Annotated in this window: 17 protein-coding genes; 8 read left to right on the top strand and 9 right to left on the bottom strand. The window is 62.6% G+C overall.

Annotation, left to right across the window (positions count from 1 at the left end; translation table 11 throughout):
- Positions 1-45 precede the first annotated feature (45 nt).
- The 4 genes from WFJ47_RS00345 (at position 46) to WFJ47_RS00330 (ending at position 3811) form a co-directional block, all read left to right on the top strand.
- Positions 46-795 (top strand): dienelactone hydrolase family protein, encoded by a 750-nt coding sequence (locus WFJ47_RS00345; RefSeq protein WP_336760080.1) that lies wholly within the window; start codon positions 46-48, stop codon positions 793-795.
- 3 nt (positions 796-798) lie between these two features.
- Entirely contained in the window at positions 799-2163 is a 1365-nt protein-coding gene (locus tag WFJ47_RS00340) for an MFS transporter (protein ID WP_336760078.1), read from the top strand.
- 92 nt (positions 2164-2255) lie between these two features.
- Complete coding sequence (locus tag WFJ47_RS00335; protein WP_158625336.1) at positions 2256-2780, top strand: HD domain-containing protein; 525 nt, start codon at positions 2256-2258, stop codon at positions 2778-2780.
- Positions 2777-3811, top strand: a complete 1035-nt coding sequence (locus WFJ47_RS00330; protein ID WP_336760075.1) for a DNA polymerase beta superfamily protein — start codon at positions 2777-2779, stop codon at positions 3809-3811. The genes WFJ47_RS00335 and WFJ47_RS00330 overlap by 4 nt, the downstream gene beginning before the upstream one ends.
- A 7-nt stretch (positions 3812-3818) precedes the next feature.
- On the opposite strand, the gene WFJ47_RS00325 is transcribed toward WFJ47_RS00330, so the two are convergent.
- A complete protein-coding gene (locus WFJ47_RS00325; protein WP_336760073.1) occupies positions 3819-4472 on the bottom strand; it encodes a 50S ribosomal protein L11 methyltransferase in 654 nt (217 codons plus the stop codon).
- Positions 4469-5389, bottom strand: coding sequence for a 4-hydroxybenzoate octaprenyltransferase (ubiA, locus tag WFJ47_RS00320; protein WP_336760071.1), 921 nt, complete (start codon positions 5387-5389; stop codon positions 4469-4471). Before ubiA ends, WFJ47_RS00325 begins: the two co-directional genes overlap by 4 nt.
- Positions 5390-5464: 75 nt before the next feature.
- On the opposite strand from ubiA, the gene WFJ47_RS00315 reads away from it, so the two are divergent.
- Genes WFJ47_RS00315 through WFJ47_RS00305 form a run of 3 tightly spaced genes read left to right on the top strand, consistent with a single transcriptional unit; the run spans position 5465 to position 8261 of the window.
- On the top strand, positions 5465-6187 hold the full coding sequence (locus tag WFJ47_RS00315) for a 16S rRNA (uracil(1498)-N(3))-methyltransferase (protein ID WP_336760069.1): 723 nt from the start codon (positions 5465-5467) through the stop codon (positions 6185-6187).
- A 57-nt stretch (positions 6188-6244) separates the two neighbouring features.
- Complete coding sequence (locus WFJ47_RS00310; protein WP_336760067.1) at positions 6245-7627, top strand: glutamate--cysteine ligase; 1383 nt, start codon at positions 6245-6247, stop codon at positions 7625-7627.
- A gap of 10 nt (positions 7628-7637) precedes the next feature.
- Positions 7638-8261, top strand: coding sequence for an outer membrane lipoprotein carrier protein LolA (locus WFJ47_RS00305; RefSeq protein WP_336760065.1), 624 nt, complete (start codon positions 7638-7640; stop codon positions 8259-8261).
- A gap of 12 nt (positions 8262-8273) precedes the next feature.
- On the opposite strand, the gene rsmI is transcribed toward WFJ47_RS00305, so the two are convergent.
- Entirely contained in the window at positions 8274-9233 is a 960-nt protein-coding gene (gene rsmI / locus WFJ47_RS00300) for a 16S rRNA (cytidine(1402)-2'-O)-methyltransferase (RefSeq protein WP_336760063.1), read from the bottom strand.
- Here rsmI and WFJ47_RS00295 point away from each other — a divergent pair.
- Positions 9218-10597: a penicillin-binding protein activator gene (locus tag WFJ47_RS00295; protein WP_336760061.1), complete on the top strand. Its 1380-nt coding sequence runs from the start codon at positions 9218-9220 to the stop codon at positions 10595-10597. The genes rsmI and WFJ47_RS00295 overlap by 16 nt on opposite strands.
- Before the next feature lie 116 nt (positions 10598-10713).
- On the opposite strand, the gene WFJ47_RS00290 is transcribed toward WFJ47_RS00295, so the two are convergent.
- The 6 genes from WFJ47_RS00290 to pdxH form a co-directional block, all read right to left on the bottom strand.
- Positions 10714-11085: a hypothetical protein gene (locus WFJ47_RS00290; RefSeq protein ID WP_199751625.1), complete on the bottom strand. Its 372-nt coding sequence runs from the start codon at positions 11083-11085 to the stop codon at positions 10714-10716.
- A 186-nt stretch (positions 11086-11271) separates the two neighbouring features.
- Complete coding sequence (locus tag WFJ47_RS00285) at positions 11272-12195, bottom strand: lauroyl acyltransferase (protein WP_336760058.1); 924 nt, start codon at positions 12193-12195, stop codon at positions 11272-11274.
- Between the two features lie 9 nt (positions 12196-12204).
- Positions 12205-13197 (bottom strand): tetraacyldisaccharide 4'-kinase, encoded by a 993-nt coding sequence (gene lpxK / locus WFJ47_RS00280; protein ID WP_127101063.1) that lies wholly within the window; start codon positions 13195-13197, stop codon positions 12205-12207.
- Positions 13188-15137 (bottom strand): glycosyltransferase N-terminal domain-containing protein, encoded by a 1950-nt coding sequence (locus WFJ47_RS00275; RefSeq protein WP_336760055.1) that lies wholly within the window; start codon positions 15135-15137, stop codon positions 13188-13190. Before WFJ47_RS00275 ends, lpxK begins: the two co-directional genes overlap by 10 nt.
- Before the next feature lie 78 nt (positions 15138-15215).
- Positions 15216-16103: a universal stress protein gene (locus WFJ47_RS00270; RefSeq protein WP_336760052.1), complete on the bottom strand. Its 888-nt coding sequence runs from the start codon at positions 16101-16103 to the stop codon at positions 15216-15218.
- A 95-nt stretch (positions 16104-16198) separates the two neighbouring features.
- A complete protein-coding gene (gene pdxH, locus WFJ47_RS00265; RefSeq protein WP_336760049.1) occupies positions 16199-16810 on the bottom strand; it encodes a pyridoxamine 5'-phosphate oxidase in 612 nt (203 codons plus the stop codon).
- Between the last annotated feature and the right edge of the window lie 107 nt (positions 16811-16917).

The following is a 16917-nucleotide window of genomic DNA, read 5'->3' as shown; positions in this document are numbered from 1 at the left end:
GTGATCGGCTCGGCCGATTCCATCACCGTTGAAGGAGAGATTTCCGTGCTGATTCGTAGCGACGAGAAAGCAGATATCGACACCCCGACAGGGACGATGCGGGTCCACCTCTTTCGGCCGACGCGCCCCGGTCGTTTCCCGGCAGTGCTGCTTTTTTCCGAGATCTATCAGGTAACGGCACCCATCGAGCGCCTGGCGGCCATGATTGCCGGGCAGGGCTATCTGGTAGCCGTGCCGGAAGTCTATCATGAATATGAGGCTCCGGGCTGCGTGCTGGCCTATGACAAGCCAGGCACGGATCGTGGCAACGACCTCAAATATACCAAACCCATCGGGCAATTCGACAGTGACAACATGGCCCTCATCGACTGGCTGCGAGGCCATGACGCCTGTAGCGGCCGGTTTGGCGCCTTTGGCGTGTGTCTGGGCGGACATCTGGCGTTTCGTGCGGCGCTGCATCCGGCCATCGAAGCGACGGCCTGTTTCTATGCGACGGATCTGCATACCGGAACGCTCGGTGGTGAGCGTGCAGATGGTACGCTGGCCCGGGCGGCCGAGATCAGGGGTGAACTCATGATGGTCTGGGGACGCCATGACCCGCATGTTCCCTATGAAGGCCGCAAGCAGATACGTGATGCACTGGAGGCAGCTGCGGTCGCTCTGGAATGGCATGAGGTGGACGGTCAGCACGCGTTCCTGCGTGACGGCGCTCCGCGTTTCGACGCCGCTCTGTTCCTGGCCGGGATGACCTGGACCAACACGCTGTTCCAGCGCGTCTTCATCGCCCAGAGCTGAGCCATGAGCCCGGCACCACAGGCAGATGGACTGTACGGAGCCGAGCGCGCCAAGGCGATGCTGGCGGTGGCGCTCGCTGTCCTGCTTTCGGTGCTGGATTACGCTGTCGCCAATGTCGCCCTGCCCAGCATCGCGCATGATCTGCATATTGCATCGTCGCAATCCATCTGGGTGATCAACGCCTATCAGCTCGCGTCGCTCTCGATGCTGCTGCCGCTCGCATCGATCGGGGCCCGGATCGGCTTCGCGCGGATGTGCCGCCTGGGGATCGCGATCTTCCTTGTCGCGTCCATTCTGTGCGCATTGTCGCATACCCTGCTCGAGCTGGCGCTTGCCCGCGCGCTGCAGGGCATGGGGGGGGCGAGCATCATGAGCGTGGCCATCGCGCTCATACGCTTCATCTATCCCAAGGCAGAACTTGGGAAGGGTCTGGCCCTGAACGGGCTGATCATCGGCACCGGGGTGGCGCTGGGGCCGACCGTTGGGTCGCTTGTCATGTCCGTGGCCGACTGGCCCTGGATTTTCTGGATCAATGTGCCGCTCGGCCTGGCCGCCCTGGGGCTGGCCAGCGTTGCCTTGCCCGTCACGCCGCGCTCGGACAAGAACGTCGATCTTCCGGCCGTCGCACTCACGATTGCGGCTTTCACCTTCACGGTCATTGGGGTTGACGACGCGGTGCATGGCGGTTTGCTCAGCGCTCTCGCCCTGTCCGGAATCGGGGTAGGGTGCTGGGTGGCATTGCTGCGCTATCAGCGTGGCAAGAGCGAACCTGTCGTGCCAGTGGATCTTCTGGGAGTGCCGTCGTTTCTGATCGCCTTCATCGTGGGGCTGACCGGGTTCGTGGCGTCGAATTTCTTCATCATCGCCATGCCCTTCACGCTTGAGACCGTGTTCCATCGCCCTGCTACCGTAACGGGGTTTCTGATCACGCCCTGGGCCGTTGGCGTTGCGAGCATGTCGTTTCTGATCGGTCGATGGACAGACCGGATCCCGGCGGCCCAGCTCTCGAGTCTCGGCCTCGCTGTGACAGGGTGTGGCTTCGCTCTGCTCTGGCAGCTACCCAGCGATGCCAGCAGTTTCGATATCATCTGGCGTACCTGGCTCGCAGGATCGGGGTTCGGCATGTTCCAGCCGCCGAATAACCGCGTGATGATGCTGGCTGCTCCGCGCGGGCGTGAGGGTAGCGCGAGTGGCCTCGTCTCGGTGGCCCGGCTGGGAGGGCAGACGCTCGGCGCCTTGCTGGTGGCAAGTGTCTTCCGGTTCAGTCTTCATGCCTCCACACTGTGTCTGCTCTGCGCCATGATCATTGCCTGGCTTGGTGCAGGTTTGAGTCTGGGACGGACGATCCGGTTCAGCCGCAGAGGTTGATCGCTGAGCTGTGAGGCGGCGCATTGCCCGAGCTGCGCTATGCCGGGGGTGGATCCGGTGTGAGCCGGAAGATGTACAAGAGAGAAGAGCTCATGAACGGCCTTGTTCGTCGCGCCAAGATCTTCGCGACCCGAGCCCATGCCTCGATCGGGCAGAAACGCAAATATGACGGTCAGGATTACATCGTCCATCCAGAGGCGGTTGCGCTGATCGTGGCGACCGCCGGTGGGCGGCCCGAGGCTGTGGCGGCCGCATGGCTGCATGATGTGGTCGAGGATACGCCAGTCACCCAGGCCGAGATCAACGCTCGTTTCGGGCCGGATATCGGCGCTCTGGTAGAGATGCTGACCGATGTCAGCCGCCCCGAAGACGGTAATCGTGAAATGCGCAAGGCGCTCGATCGGGCGCATTCCGCCCGAGCGAGCGCCGAGGGGCAGACGATAAAGCTGGCGGATCTGCTCGATAATGCTCGCTCCATCATCCGGCACGATCAGGATTTTGCCGTGACCTTCCTGCGTGAAATGCGCCTGCTGATGCCCCTTCTGACCAAGGGGGATCGCGGTATTCATGACACGCTCGACACCGTGCTGAGTGCCTGGGAGCGTTCACGCTCATGACTCCGGTCATACGCATGGTCGCGGGGGCGCATCTTTATGGCACCGACACCGTGTCTTCCGACACGGATCTCAATGGCGTTTTCCTGCCCGATGCGCGTGATATCCTCCTGCAATCCTGCCGTGATGTCGTCGTACAGCAACGGAAGAAGCATCACGGGGAGCGCAATCAGCCCGGCGATATCGATGAGACCGGTTTCGCCCTCCATCGCTTTCTCGATTTTCTGGGTCAGGGTCAGATCGTCGCTCTCGACATGATCTTCACTCCGTCACAATTCTGGCTTGAGAAGCCCCACCCGGTCTGGCACCGCATCGTCGAGAACCGGCGCAACCTGATTGGTCTGAATGCTGCGAGTTTTCTGAAGTATTGCCGAGCCCATGCGGTGCGGCTTGGCGCGCGTGGAACGAGGCTCTCCGAACTGACCCGCATGGTCGATTTCATCGACAGCGCGCGATCGGAACACGGCGCTTCGACCAGGCTGGATGATCTTGGAAGCTCGCTGCCGGACTTCATCGCGGCGTCAGGCTTTTCACATATCGCGATCGTCCCGCTCGATCAGCCGGATCCGAGAAGGGCTGTTGCCCATCTTGACTGTGCTGGCCGCAAAATGCCGCTCCGCACCAGGCTGAACGATGCGCAAGCGCTTTTGGCCCGTGCTGTTGCCAGCTATGGTGATCGCGCGGCCGCCGCTGGTACGGGGCATGACTGGAAGGGGCTTAGCCACGCGTTGCGCGTGAGCTATCAGACCAGAGAATTGCTGGGCACGGGCCACATCACCTTCCCGCGCCCCGAGGCAGCGCTTCTGCGCGCCATCAAATGTGGCGAGCGTAATGCGGAAGAGACGGGCGCGCAGCTTGAAGCGCTCATGGCCGAGATCGAGGGTCTGACGGAAACCACCCAATTCCTGCGTACAGAGCCCGACGGAGCGCTGCGCGATTCTCTCGTCTGCGATAGCTATGCCGAGATCATAAACGCCCAGCGTGATCGTGGTTTCGTCCACCCTCAGGGTCAAACCGCGAGCGCACGACGCTAAGAATCTCTTAGCCGGGCGAAGGGAGGATACGGCAAAGCCTTGTCTCCCGCTCGGTCTTGCCTTCGAGTTCCATTGTCGTCGGGAGTGTCGCCGAAACGAGGATCTCGATAGCGTCTTCAGGGGCGTAGGGACGGCCCGGATCGGCCATCCACACGTCCATGGTCCGGGCGCAGCGGCGAAGCCAGGGGATGATGCGATCCGCCATCTGCTGATTGTAGCAGACGTCGCCGCAAAGCAGCAGGTCGATCCCTTCAGGCACGATGCCGACCAGATCGCTCGTCACCGGTAACACAGACATCTTGTTCAGTGCGGCGTTCAGGCAGGCGGCTTCGAGCGCGAGCGGATCGATATCGTTGACGCGCACGGCCCGCGCGCCAGCCTGGGCGCAGGCGATCCCCGCAAGGCCCCCGCCACAGGCGAAATCAAGCACAGACTTCTCCCTGACCCGTTCGGGCTGATCCAGGACGAAGCGCGCCAGCAACTGACTTCCTGGCCAGGCAAAGGCCCAGAAAGGCGGCTCGATATTCAGTGCTGCCAGATGCGCCTCTGTCGCCTGCCAGATCGGCGTGATCTCGGTGGCGAGATGCAGTGCGATCTCGGGTACCAGAGGCGCCGCCGTTATGACCGTCTGACTGCTGATGAAGGTGCGGGGGTCTTTCATGAGAGGGCTCTGCCGCAGATCAGGGCGAGAGCCAGCACCATGCCGAAGGGAACGTTCTGACGAAAAAGGGCCAGGCAGAGCGCGGGGTCGCGGATATCCAGCCGCCCGATCTGACGAAAGAGCATGAAAGCCGCCAGGGCTGCGATCGGCCAGGCGATCCAGTGAAGGGGGGACAGCGCCATGGCTGTGGCAATGAGAAGCAGGGCAGCGCCATAGCAACTCCCGATGAAGCCACGCGCCTGTCCGGCCCAGAGCCGCGAGGTGGAGCGCACCCCGATGCGGGCGTCGTCATCCATGTCCTGGAACCCGTATATCGTATCAAATCCGAGCTGCCAAAGGATGGTGCCCGCATAGAGCAACGCACACACCCAGTCGATCCTGCCCGCGCTGGCGGCATAGCCCATGGGCGCACCAAACCCGAAGGTGAATCCCATGACGAGCTGAGGCCACCAGGTCACGCGCTTTGCGGCCGGGTAAAGCCCGACGAGCAGCAGGGCGAGCGGTGCCAGAGCCCAGCAGAGAGGAGGCAACTGAAACAACACGAAGGCACCGATGGCGAGCAGAAGCGCGAGAGTGACAAGCGCCTGACGTACCGTAAGCCTGCCGCTGGCAAGGGGGCGCCCCGCCGTGCGCGCGACCTGAGCATCGATCTTGCGATCCCAGATGTCATTGACCACGCATCCCGCCGAGCGCATCGCGAGCGAGCCAATTGCGAAAAGTAGGATCAGCGCGGCGCGATGCAGGGAGGATGAGCCCTCGGCCAGTTCAATGCCCCAGATACCCGGCAGGAGCAAAAGCCAGGTCCCGACCGGACGATCGAGCCGTGCGAGCAGGATATAGGGCCTGATACCCTCAGGGAGGCGGGCTACCCAACCATGAGCGCGTATATCGGTGTGGGGCACGGTCTGGCGCGTCATTCGGGTCTCCATGTCGTCATCCCGGTTCATTGCGTCTATGAACGGGGAACGTCAATCGCGCATCAAGAGGGTTTCATGCAGGACGCTCCCCGGCTTCATATCGACTCGCTGCAGCCCGTGATGGGCGAGGGTGCCGCCATAGCGCTCGATCCGGGCCAGATGCGTTATCTTGCAACCGTGCTCCGCCTCGAGACGGGCGATAGCGTACACCTGTTCAATGCTGAGGCGGGAGAGTGGGAGGCACGGCTGGAGATCCAGCGCAAGGACAGGGGGCAGGCCGTGCTCACCCGACAGCTCCGCGCCCCTGTCGTGACGCATGGCCCGGTTCTGGTCTTTGCGCCGCTCAAGCGCGATGCCACCGATCTCGTGCTCCGCATGGGCACCGAAATGGGGGTGACGCGTTTCTGCCCGGTCATTACGGAGCGCACCAACACGCATCGCATCAATGCCGAGCGTTTTCACGCGATCGCGCTGGAAGCCGCCGAACAATGTGAGCGGCTCGATATACCGGCGATCGAACCGCTACGCCCGCTAATGCAGGTTATGGATGAATGGGATCGGTCGCGGCCGCTTTTTGCGGCTCTGGAACGACAGCCAGGCGCGCTCGTTAAGAGCGTACCCCAGGACCACGCGCTTCTGATCGGACCGGAGGGCGGGTTCACGGAAACCGAACGCCGCCTGCTGGGCGCGCATGAGGCCGTAACCCCGATTTCGCTCGGGAATCTGATTCTGAGAGCCGATACCGCAGTGGTTGCCGGTCTTGCCCAGTTGGCGTTTCGCGTCTCACAGTCCATATAGGACGAAACTTCTCAGTTTCTTTTTCCAGAAATCCCCTTCGAGGCTCCAGTACCGCCCATGTCTAATCCCGGTGACCTGAACGATACGCCCATCGAAAACAAGGCCCAGCTCGTCGCTCTGCTTGCGGAGGGGGGCAAGCCGCAGGAATCCTGGCGTATCGGTACGGAGCATGAGAAATTCGGTTTCGTTCTGCCGGGTGATCGATCCGGCCGCGAGGCGTTTTCGCCGCCACCCTATGCGCCGGGCGGTATCGAATCCCTGCTCGAGGCACTCAAGGGCAATGGTGACGACTGGCAGGCCATAGAGGACCACGGCAAGCTGATCGGCCTCAAGGGGCAGGGCGCGCATAAGGGCGAGTCGGTTTCTCTTGAGCCGGCAGGGCAGTTCGAGTTATCCGGCCGACCGGTTGCTGACCTGCACGAGACCCGCGCCGAAATGGATGCCCATTTCTCTGCGCTGCGTGAGCCCGCTGCGGCTCTCGGATTGGGTTTCGCGCCGCTCGGGTTCCAGCCGCTCTGGTCCCGTGACGCCATGCCGATCATGCCGAAAAGCCGCTACGCCATCATGCGTCGTTACATGCCCAAGGTGGGATCGCTCGGTCTCGACATGATGACCCGTACCTGTACGGTCCAGGTCAATCTCGATTTTGGCTCCGAAGAGGATATGGCCCGCAAGATGCGCGTCTCTCTGGCCTTGCAGCCATTGGCCACCGCGTTTTTTGCGAACTCTCCCTTCTATGAGGGCAAGCCCAATGGCCTGCTCTCGAACCGCGCCCATATCTGGACCGATACCGATAATGCCCGTTCGGGCATGCCACCCTGCTGCTTCGACGAGAATTTCGGCTTTGAGCAATATGTCGACTGGGTTCTGGACGTGCCGATGTATTTCGTGATGCGCGATGGCGAGATCCGTGATGTCGCCGGTGCATCCTTTCGTGACTGGCTGGCGGGAAAGTCGCAGAGCGTCTTGGAAGGGCTGACCCCGACCATGGGTGATTTTGAAGATCATCTGACCACGGTTTTCCCCGATGTGCGCCTTAAGCAGTTTTTGGAAATGCGCGGTGCTGATGCAGGAAGTCCGGCGATGATGCTCGCACAATCCGCACTCTGGGTCGGTCTGCTTTATGACCCGGCCACATTGCTGGCGGCTGAAGCTCTGGTGCGCGAACAGGATTGGTCCAGCTATCGCGCCTTGCGCGGGGCGGTGCCAGCCCAAGCCATGAACGCGTCCTTTCCCGGGGGGCTGCGCACTCTGGCGCAGCGCGTAGTTGCTCTGGCAGGGCAAGGGCTGCGCGCGCGCGGCCTGGGTGAAGAATCCTACCTCGCCCCTCTTGAAGCCATTGCCGCTGGCGCGCCGACCCAGGCTGAGACCTGGCTCGAGCGATTTAACGGCGTGTGGCAGGGCGATGTCCGCCCGATCTTCCAGGAAGCCTCGATCTGAGCGCCCGGCCATGAAAATCCGTTCTTTCTGCCTCCTTGCTCTTCTGTCTGTGTCACCGGGCCTTGCTGACGCGGCCCATGCGCAGGCCAAACCCGCCGCTCTGCGTCCTGCTGATGCCGGCTGGATTGCGCGCGTGCAGGACGCGCTCAACGCGACCCATGCCATCAAGGCAAGGTTTCAGCAGATTGCCCCGGACGGGGCGCGTTCAACCGGGCAGGCCTGGCTGGATCGACCGGGGCGCATGCGTTTCGATTACGACAAGCCGAGCCCGCTGCTGCTCGTCGCTAATCAGGGGCAGATTGTCTATCAGGACCGCGAACTCGGTCAGGTCACGACGTTGCCCCTCGACAGGACACCGCTCGGGTTATTGCTCCGCCCTGATCTGAAACTTTCGGGTGATGTGACCATCACGGGCTTCGTGCATGATCATGGTCTGGTTCAGGTTACTGTCGTGCGCAGCGCGACACCGGGCGAGGGCAGCCTGACGCTCATTTTCAATGAGGCGCCGCTGAGCCTGCGGTCCTGGGTCGTCAAGGACTCGCAAGGGCGTGAGACGCAGATCGATCTCTTTAATATCGAAACCAATCCGAGGCTCCCTGACAGTCTGTTCGCCCTGCCGAAGGAACAGGACTGATCAGGGTACGGGTCAGTCCCTTTCTGGCCCTTCGGAACCGATTTCGAGCGCGCGCGCATAGACGACGCGCCTCGGCAGATTGACAGCTCCTGCCACGAGTGTCGCGGCATCCTTGACCGAGTGGCTTTGCAGCGCCTTTCTCAGGCGCGCGTCGAGGTCCGCCTCGCCGCCGTTTTCTGCTTCGTCGGCCGGTCCAACGAGGATTGTGATCTCGCCCCGGGGGGCAGTCTGCAGGAAGTGCTCCTGCAATTCCCGCAATGTCCCGCGACGGACCTCCTCAAACCGCTTCGTGAGCTCGCGGGCGACCGCTCCCTGCCGTTCCGACCCGAACACGACGATCAGATCCTCGATCATGTCGAGCAGACGGTGCGGCGCTTCGTACCAGATGAGCGTCGCTGAGAGTCCTGCCTGTTCGGCGGCACGCAACACGCCGAACTGGGTGCGACGGGCCGAGGAGCGTGGGGCGGCGAAGCCGCTGAACAGATAGGGATGGGGGGGCAGGCCGGAGAGGGTGAGGGCAAGCGTCGCTGCGTTGGCCCCTGGTAGGGCGCCTACGTTCATTTTCTGCGCAAGGGCGGCGCGCACGAGACGAAAGCCGGGATCGGACACCAGAGGCGTGCCTGCATCCGAAACCAGCGCCATGCGTGCGCCGGAAGCAAGGCGGCTCAGCAAGCCGGGAATGCGGTCTTCCTCGTTGTGATCGTGAAGAATCTGTGTCGGTGTGGAAACATTATAGGCCTTGAGCAGTTTGGCTGTTACCCGTGTGTCTTCGCAAAGAATGACATCGGCAGCCTTCAAGGTCTCGATGGCCCGCACGCTCATATCGCCCAGATTGCCGATAGGTGTGGCCACCAGGGTCAGGCTGCCAGCGGGGAGGGTCGCAGAACTGTCCGAATTGTCATAAGCATGACCCGGACTCTCGAGAGTCGAATCGTTATCAGGAGTATGGGTGTAAGATGGTAGGTCGGACATTCGGTCCCCGTCAGCGCGTGATTTCCTTCACATCGCTCAGGTCGGCCTCTGCATGCAAGGTTTCCGCTCTTGCCGGTGTCGCGCTCTTTGCCCTCAATGCCTGTAATGGCCCCGAGACTGCCCCACCGGTTAGCCCGGTAGGCCCCACCGCGCAGGAAACCGGAACACGCAAGATCGGCATGCTCCTGCCGCTGACAGGTCGTTTCGGCAAGCTGGGTCAGCAGATGGCCAATGCCGCTCATATTGCCGTGCCGGATGGGCATGGGGTGACCCTTGATATCCGTGACACCGACGCTCCCGGCCAGACCGCAGAATCGGCCGCGCGTGCGGCGATCGATCAGGGCGACCGTGTCATTCTCGGCCCGCTGACCGCCCCGCAGACGGCTTCGGTAGCAGCGCTCACCCAAGCCGCCAACCTGCCTGAATTCGCTTATACGAGCGACCAGGCGCAGGCGCGCCCCGGCGTGTGGGTCATGGGGGTTACGGTCGAGCAGCAGGTCGATCGCCTTGTTGATGCCGCAACAGGTGAGGGACGCAAGACGCTTGCGGCTTTCCTGCCCGATAACGCATTGGGGCATGCATTGGGCGATGCGCTGCTCAAGGCATGCACGAACAAGGGTCTGACCCCGCCTCAGATCGTCTTTCATACCGGGGCCTCTGACTCGATCATCTCCGGGCTCAAGACCCTTGCCGCCGTTCAGACACGACAGGATCAGGCAGGGCAGCAATCCGCTTCCGTTTCTAGCCCTGCTCAGCCTGCCTCGACCGCTCCAGCAGAGCCCGACGCGATCAACCCGCTTGGTGCTGATACCGCTGCGCCAGGTAAGACCGCGCCGCCCTCGGGCGCCCCGGCGCAGGCTCCTTCCGTCCCTGTGGCGCCGGTATCCCTGCCACCTCCGCCCTTCGATGCCTTGCTGCTCGGTGATACTGGACTTCAGCTCGCAACGGTCATCGATGGCTTGAAACAGGCCTCGGTCGATCCGCACCAGACGCGTATCCTTGGTCCGGCCCTGTGGAGTGCGTTCGCGGGCAAGCTTGGGGCGTTGCAGGGAGGGTGGTTCGCGGCGCCTGATCCGTCGTCGCGCACCGACTTCGTGCAGCGTTATCGCAGCCGCTATGGCTATGCACCGTCGGTACTGGCCAATGTCGCTTACGATACTGCCACAATGGCGGCCGTGCTTAGCCAGCAGCCGGACGGTTTTTCACAACACTCGCTGCTGCGCCCAGACGGATTCGCGGGGGCAGATGGAACGTTTGTGCTTCAGGCCGATGGTACGGTGGCTCGTGGCCTTGCCGTCTTCGAAATCCTGCCGGGTGGCGGTGTCAAGATGGCCTCGGCAGCGCCTCGGCGGCTGGGCAGATGATGCAGCCCTGGCAGGCTGAGGGGTGTCAGATCAGGGAACTTTGACTGCGGCTCCTCGCCCCATCTCTTTGCGTCGTGGCGAACGGTCCTGACTGGCGCCTGATACGGCGCGCTGTGTCAGGCTGCCGCGATTGATTTGAGCGGCAGGACGGGGCGCACTGTGTGCAGGGCTAATTCCAGACTCGCATAGACGCCGAGCTCGTGATCGCGGATGTGATCGACCAGAACCCAGCGCAAACCGCGTGGCTTGATCATATAGGCGGGGTCAGCATTCTCACGGACCCAGATCAGGATATGGGCGACGGCCTCCTCGCGTCCGTTGAGACACTCGGTTTCGATATCGGCGTCGCAAAGCCCCATGGCGAGGCCAGCCTGCAGCCACTGCGACAGATATTCGCGATGACGAGGCAGCACATTGAAGCGCAGTGGAATCACATTGCTGAGAGGTGCTGGAGTTTCGTTCTTGGGAAACGGCAGCGTCTGGGCCATACGTTGCGTCCTCATTTCTGGTGCAACTCTGAGGCTAGACGGCAAAAGCGGCGTCTCTCAACGTAAAATTGCGCAGAGCGCCCTTTTTTCCGCATCGAAAACGCAAGGTGTTGCAGAAAAGCAATGCTTTGTTTCGCCTTCCGTTAGATCGGAAAAACGGAACTCGTAGAGCCTATTGGGCGTTAATTAGCCCTTTTTTCTTGTATACAATTCCTTGGGCCAGCGACGATGTAGCCAGAGCCAGGATTCCGGCTTTTCCGTAATCCATCTCTCGAGGAAGTCATTGAGCTGCTGTGTGAGGCTACCAATCTCTATTTGGCGCGGTGCCTGCGTGTCTGGGTGGAGCACGGGACCGACTTCGAGGTGGAGCCGGGCTGGGCCAAGTCTGACGATACGTCCGGTCACGATGGGACAATCGTACTTCACGGCGAAACTGGCTGCGGCTGAAGCCGTCATCGCGGGGAGTCCGAAAAAGCGACACTCGATTCCATCATTCATTTTCTGGTCGCCCAGAATGCCGAGATGATGTCCGTGAGAGAGATAGCGCAGTGCAAGTCTGGCACCCTTGGCGCCCTTGGCGAACATTGGCACGTCGCATCCCATCGCCCTGTTGCGCAGCCTGATGATGAGACGATCGATCAGAGGATTGCCGGCTGCGCGATAAAAAGAGGCGAAGGGCAGTCCGTGGCGTGCGACGATGGGGGGCAGCATTTCCCAATTGCCGATATGGCCGGAGAAGAAAATGACAGGGCGTGATGCGCTCGCCATGGCATGAAGCGTCTCGGCATTCGTGACGCTCCAACCCGGCCCCTCAGGGGTATCCTGTTCCAGACGGGCAAGATGGGGAAACTCAGCGACCGTTCGCCCCAGATTATCCCAGACGCCAATGAGAATCCGCTCATGCTCCTGCGCCGTAAGCTTCGGCAGAGCCATCGCCAGATTTGCTCGTGCAACTCGGGTGACAGGCAGTCTCGGGCCGATTTTGCGTGCAGCCCAGCCGCCCAGATTCGACGCCGCCGCCGGGGTGAGAACGGAAAGCCCGGCCAGGGCGAGGCGTGCCACGCCGTATTCGACGCGGTTGAGGAGGGTGACAGCAGGTTTATCGCTCATGCGGCGGCTCTACACATTCGCCAGTAGCAGGTCCAGAAGCCGCTCCGGAGCGCCGGGATCAGCCCAGAGCAATTCCACATCGATGACCGTGACTTCCGAGCGCAACCATTCCGGCAGCTTGACCCAGTCCTTGCGTGTGGTGACGAGAACGGCCCCGGGCTGGCGTGAAAGGACGGAGAGACGACGGCAGTCGCGCTCATTATAGTCATGATGATCGTCGAACGGGATGCAGCGCATGGGCGGTGCCCCGGAATCGGTGAGCATTTCGAAGAATTTTGTGGGTCGGCCGATCCCGGCAAAGGCAATGACCTGGCGCCCCTGCAATTTACGGATCACTGAAGAGGGTATGAGGCGCGCCGTCAGAGCGGGAAGCCCGGGTGGGAGGGAGGGAACGAGCCCTGTATCATCCCGGCCGATCAGGATGACCGCATCGGCGCGGGCGAAACCGCGCGATGCCGGTTCACGCATAGGGCCGGCAGGCAGGATACGGCCATTGCCCAGGCCCACGCTTCCATCAATGGCGATCAGCTTCATGGTCTGACGCAAGCTGTGATTTTGCAGCCCGTCATCCATCAGCAGGCAGGTCGCACCGGCCTCGGCGGCAAGGCGGGCGGTCTCGGCGCGATTGGCACCGATCCAGACGGGAAAGTCCTGCGCCAGCATAAAGGGTTCATCCCCTGTATCGCGGGCGGTGTGATGCACTGGATCGACGCGCAGAGGCCCCTTGAGCTGCCCCCCATAGCCACGGCTGAGAATATGGGGCTGCTCGCCACGGGCGACGAGACGCTGCGCCAGATCCCTCACGATGATCGTCTTGCCTGTACCGCCTACCGTCAGGTTGCCGCAACATAGTACCGGGACGGGGGAAAGCGCCGGTGTGGCCCTCAAGGCCCGGAATGTGCCAAGTGTATCGACCGCCCATGCCAGCGGGGTGAGGGCGCGCGCCTGCCAGCGAGGGGACTGGTCCCTCCAGAAACCGGGTGGTCCGGGCTTCAGCCGCATAAGGCGTCGATCCTGTCCAGGAGGGCCGCGGGGACCGCTTCTTCTGGTGCCACCGCAGCACGGGCTTCGCTCGCTCTGGCCTGCCAGGATATCGGGTCGGTCATCACGGCATCAATCCATCCAGCCAGTTCCTGTTCGTCATGTATAGTCGAAACCAGACCGTTGAGTTGCGCGAAAGCCGGGCGGAAATTGCTGCAGTGCGGCCCGCTGCTGAGGATCACGTCAAGGCGTACGGGCTCGAACGGGTTATGGCCACCGCCGGGTGAGAGGAGCGAATTACCGATGAAGGCGCAGGTAGCGAGCCGGTAGAAAAGTCCCAGCTCGCCCAGTGTATCAGCGATCCAGAGCGGAGATCCTGTATCGGGGAGTTCGCCGCGTGATCGAAGGGGCGGCGTGGCTGAGCAAAGCGCAGCGATTGCCGGGCCGCGCACCGGGTGGCGTGGTGCGATGATCGTCAACAAATCGGGATGTTTTCGTCGGGCGAGGGCTGCGGCGCGTAGAATGATCTCGTCTTCGCCAGCATGCGTCGAGGCCGCCAGGAACACCGGTCGTGCGCCGAGCGTCTGCCGCAAACGGGCAAGTTCGGCCTCATCGACCGCCGGGGGGGGGGCATTCTGCTTGAGATCGCCATGGCAGACCACCTCGCGCACCCCGAGGGCACGAAAATGGCGCGCATCTTCTTCCCCGCGGGCAGCGACGAAATCGAGACGGCTGAACAGAGGTGGGGCGAAAGGCTTCAGGCGTTTCCAACGTTGCCAGGAGCGGGCAGAGAGGCGCCCATTGAGCACACCGACCGGAATGGCCCGACGCGTGCAGGCCAGAATGAGCCCTGGCCAGAGTTCACTATCGGTCAGGAGAAGCGCCGAGGGTCTCCAGTGATCGAGGAAACGGCGCGTCCACAGAGCAACGTCATACGGAATGAACTGATGAATGAGCCGGGCTGCAGCCAGACCGGCGCTTGCCTGATGGGCGGCCACGATCGCCGCTCCGCCGAGCGTGGCCGTGGTGATCAGGAAATGCCGTGCGGGGTGACGGGTGGCGAGCGCTCCAAGCAAGGGAAGGATGGACTGAACCTCCCCCACACTGGCGGCGTGCAGCCAGATCAGTTCGCCATTCGGTCGCTCCAGCGTGGTGCGGCCGCGACGCTCCGCCAGCCTTGCCGCGTTCTCCTTGCCGCGCCTCAGACGCCACAACATCATCCCGCGCAGGGCGGGCATCAGCGCAGCGCCCAGCCCCTGCCAAAGGCGGTCGCTGATCCCGGCGCGCCCGAGAGACAGCGCCGTTTCCGCGCGTCTCGTCAGGCGATCGAGCCGCTCTGTCACCGCCTCGGTTGTGATCGCCTCGGTACTGGGCTGCCCATACAGCAGATACCCCCTGCCAAAGGGGAGAGGCAGACGCAATCCGTCCCAGGTGGGTAGGCGCAGCGAGGTGCAGGCCGTGCCGACGGGCACGAAGGGTTTGCCGGTCAGGCGTATCAGTGTTTCGGTACCGCGCTGGGCGATCCGCGCAGGACCGCGTGGCCCGTCCGGGGTAAGCGCGAAGATCGCGCCATTGCGCAGGATCTCGCATGCCTGACGTAGAGCGCGACTCCCTCCCTTGTTCTTGCCCCCACGGTCGCTCGATCCCTCCACCCCGATGATCCCCCAGGGAGCAACGAGATCATTAATGAAACGACCATCGCGATTGCGGCTGATCATGACGGTGATCGTGAGTTGGGGATTGCTCTGATGTCCCCAGCGGCACATGGCGGGAAGCATCAGAAGCGTGGCATGCCAGGCCGCGACGATCGCGCCATCGGTCTTGCGTTCGGGCGATTGCGTCAGGACAGGCACGGCATCGGGGGCGCCGGTGATCGTCCAGCGCGTGGTGCGCAGCGCAAGGGCGAGATAACCGCGCGCCAGAATGAGAAGAGCCCGGCTTATCGTCCCGCTTGCAGTCATGCGGTTCATTCGGCGTCAGAAAGGAAAGCGCGCATACCGCGCCGGTAGCATGTCCGGTGCGGCAACGCAAAACCCGCCTCAGCGGCTCATGAGAACAGTCAGCTCGGCGTGCTCGAGAACATGCCTTGTTGCGCCGCCCAGGATCATCTGCCGCAGGCGCGAATGCGAATAGGCGCCCATACACAGCATATCCGCGCCAAAATCGGCGCAGGCGGCGAGGATACCTGCGCCCACATCGCGCTCGACCCCCTTGAAATTACGGATTTCGGCCTCGACGCCATGAAGGCGCAGATAATCCTGGACCGTGTCCGCTTCCGGCCCCCGCCGGTGGTAATCGACACTAGTAAGGATCTGGACACCCTCAGCCCGTTTGGCATAGGGCAGCGCACCACGCAGGGCGGAGGCGGCCTCGGCCGTGCCGTTCCAGGCAATGCACAGGCGCGTGCCCGACGTGACCGGAGGGCTCGGCGGTGCGATGACGAGCGGGCAGCCGCTATCGTACAGAACGGCGTGAAGCACTTCGGAGGCACGCGCATTATCGTTGGGGCCCAGATGCGGCATCAGGGTCAGATCCGAGAGCCTGGCGCGCCATGTGACGGCCTCGTGCTCCGAGCCTGTGAGGAACTCGAGCGATGCGCTGAGCTTCGAGTGGGCAAGCGGGTCGTTTTCCAGAAAACCCTGCTTGGGCTCGATGTCATTATCGCGGATGAATGCATCGAATTTCAGCCGCACCTGCAGCATGCGGCGATGCGCCTCGTGCTCGGCGGCCTCCATCATCTCGTTGATCATGGAGCTCGACAGGCCTTCACCGGTCAGGGCCGCCATCTCATTGGGATCATCACCGACCAGCACCGTGGAGAGATGAGCGTTAAAGGCGCGTGCATGCAGCAGGCCCACGCGGAGTACCGCATCGATATTACCCGCGCCGTTGAGGGGGACGAGAATGTTTCTGACGTCGTTGGCCATGGGAAATCTCTCTTTAAGGTACGGAGTGGCGGCTTGGTGAACGCCTCGCATGAGGAATAGATCGGCAAGACCGGGCTGGCCGCGGCGTGAGCGGCTCAGGGATAGAGGCGCGTTACCGCCCAGTCATTTTCCGTCCGTGTCCATGTGGCCCGGTCATGCATGCGGTAGGGGCGATCCTGCCAGAACTCGATCTGGCGCGGCACAAGCCGGAAGCCGGACCAGTTGGCAGGGCGCTCGGGTTCCTTCCCCTCGAAGCGGGCGGCGACATCCCTGATACGATGCTCGAACTCGGCGCGGTCGGCGAGGGGGCGCGACTGATCGGAGGCGATGGCGCCAATACGCGAATTGCGGCTGCGGCTCGCAAAATAGCGATCGGCTTCCTCAGCGCTTACGGGTTCGACCGGCCCCTCGATACGGATTTGGCGACGCAACGATTTCCAGTGGAAAAGGAGCGCGGCCTGGGGGTTGGCCAGGAGTTCTCTGCCCTTGCGGCTCTCGAGATTGGTATAGAACACAAAGCCACGCGCATCCGCGCCCTTGAGCAGGATCATGCGTACCGACGGCACGCCCTCTGGCGTGGCCGTTGCAAGTGCCATGGCGTTGGGGTCGTTCGGCTCATGGGCCTCAGCCTCTTTCATCCAGTCCGCGAATAGCGAAAAGGGGTCCGCATCGAGCGGAATGAGGGGGAGGCTGGTATCGTCTGCCATGACAGGGTCTCTCCTGCGTCTATTCGGTCCGTATTCGTTGCCCTTCCTAACGTGTCATCTCGAGACTTGTTTGCGCGGCGGGCATGTGCGACGAAGCGGAGCGTTAT

Source organism: Asaia sp. VD9 (genome assembly GCF_037150015.1).
Taxonomy (GTDB): Bacteria; Pseudomonadota; Alphaproteobacteria; order Acetobacterales; family Acetobacteraceae; genus Asaia.
The sequence above is the reverse complement of the archived record's forward strand: the minus strand, read 5'-3'. Positions and strand labels throughout refer to the sequence as shown.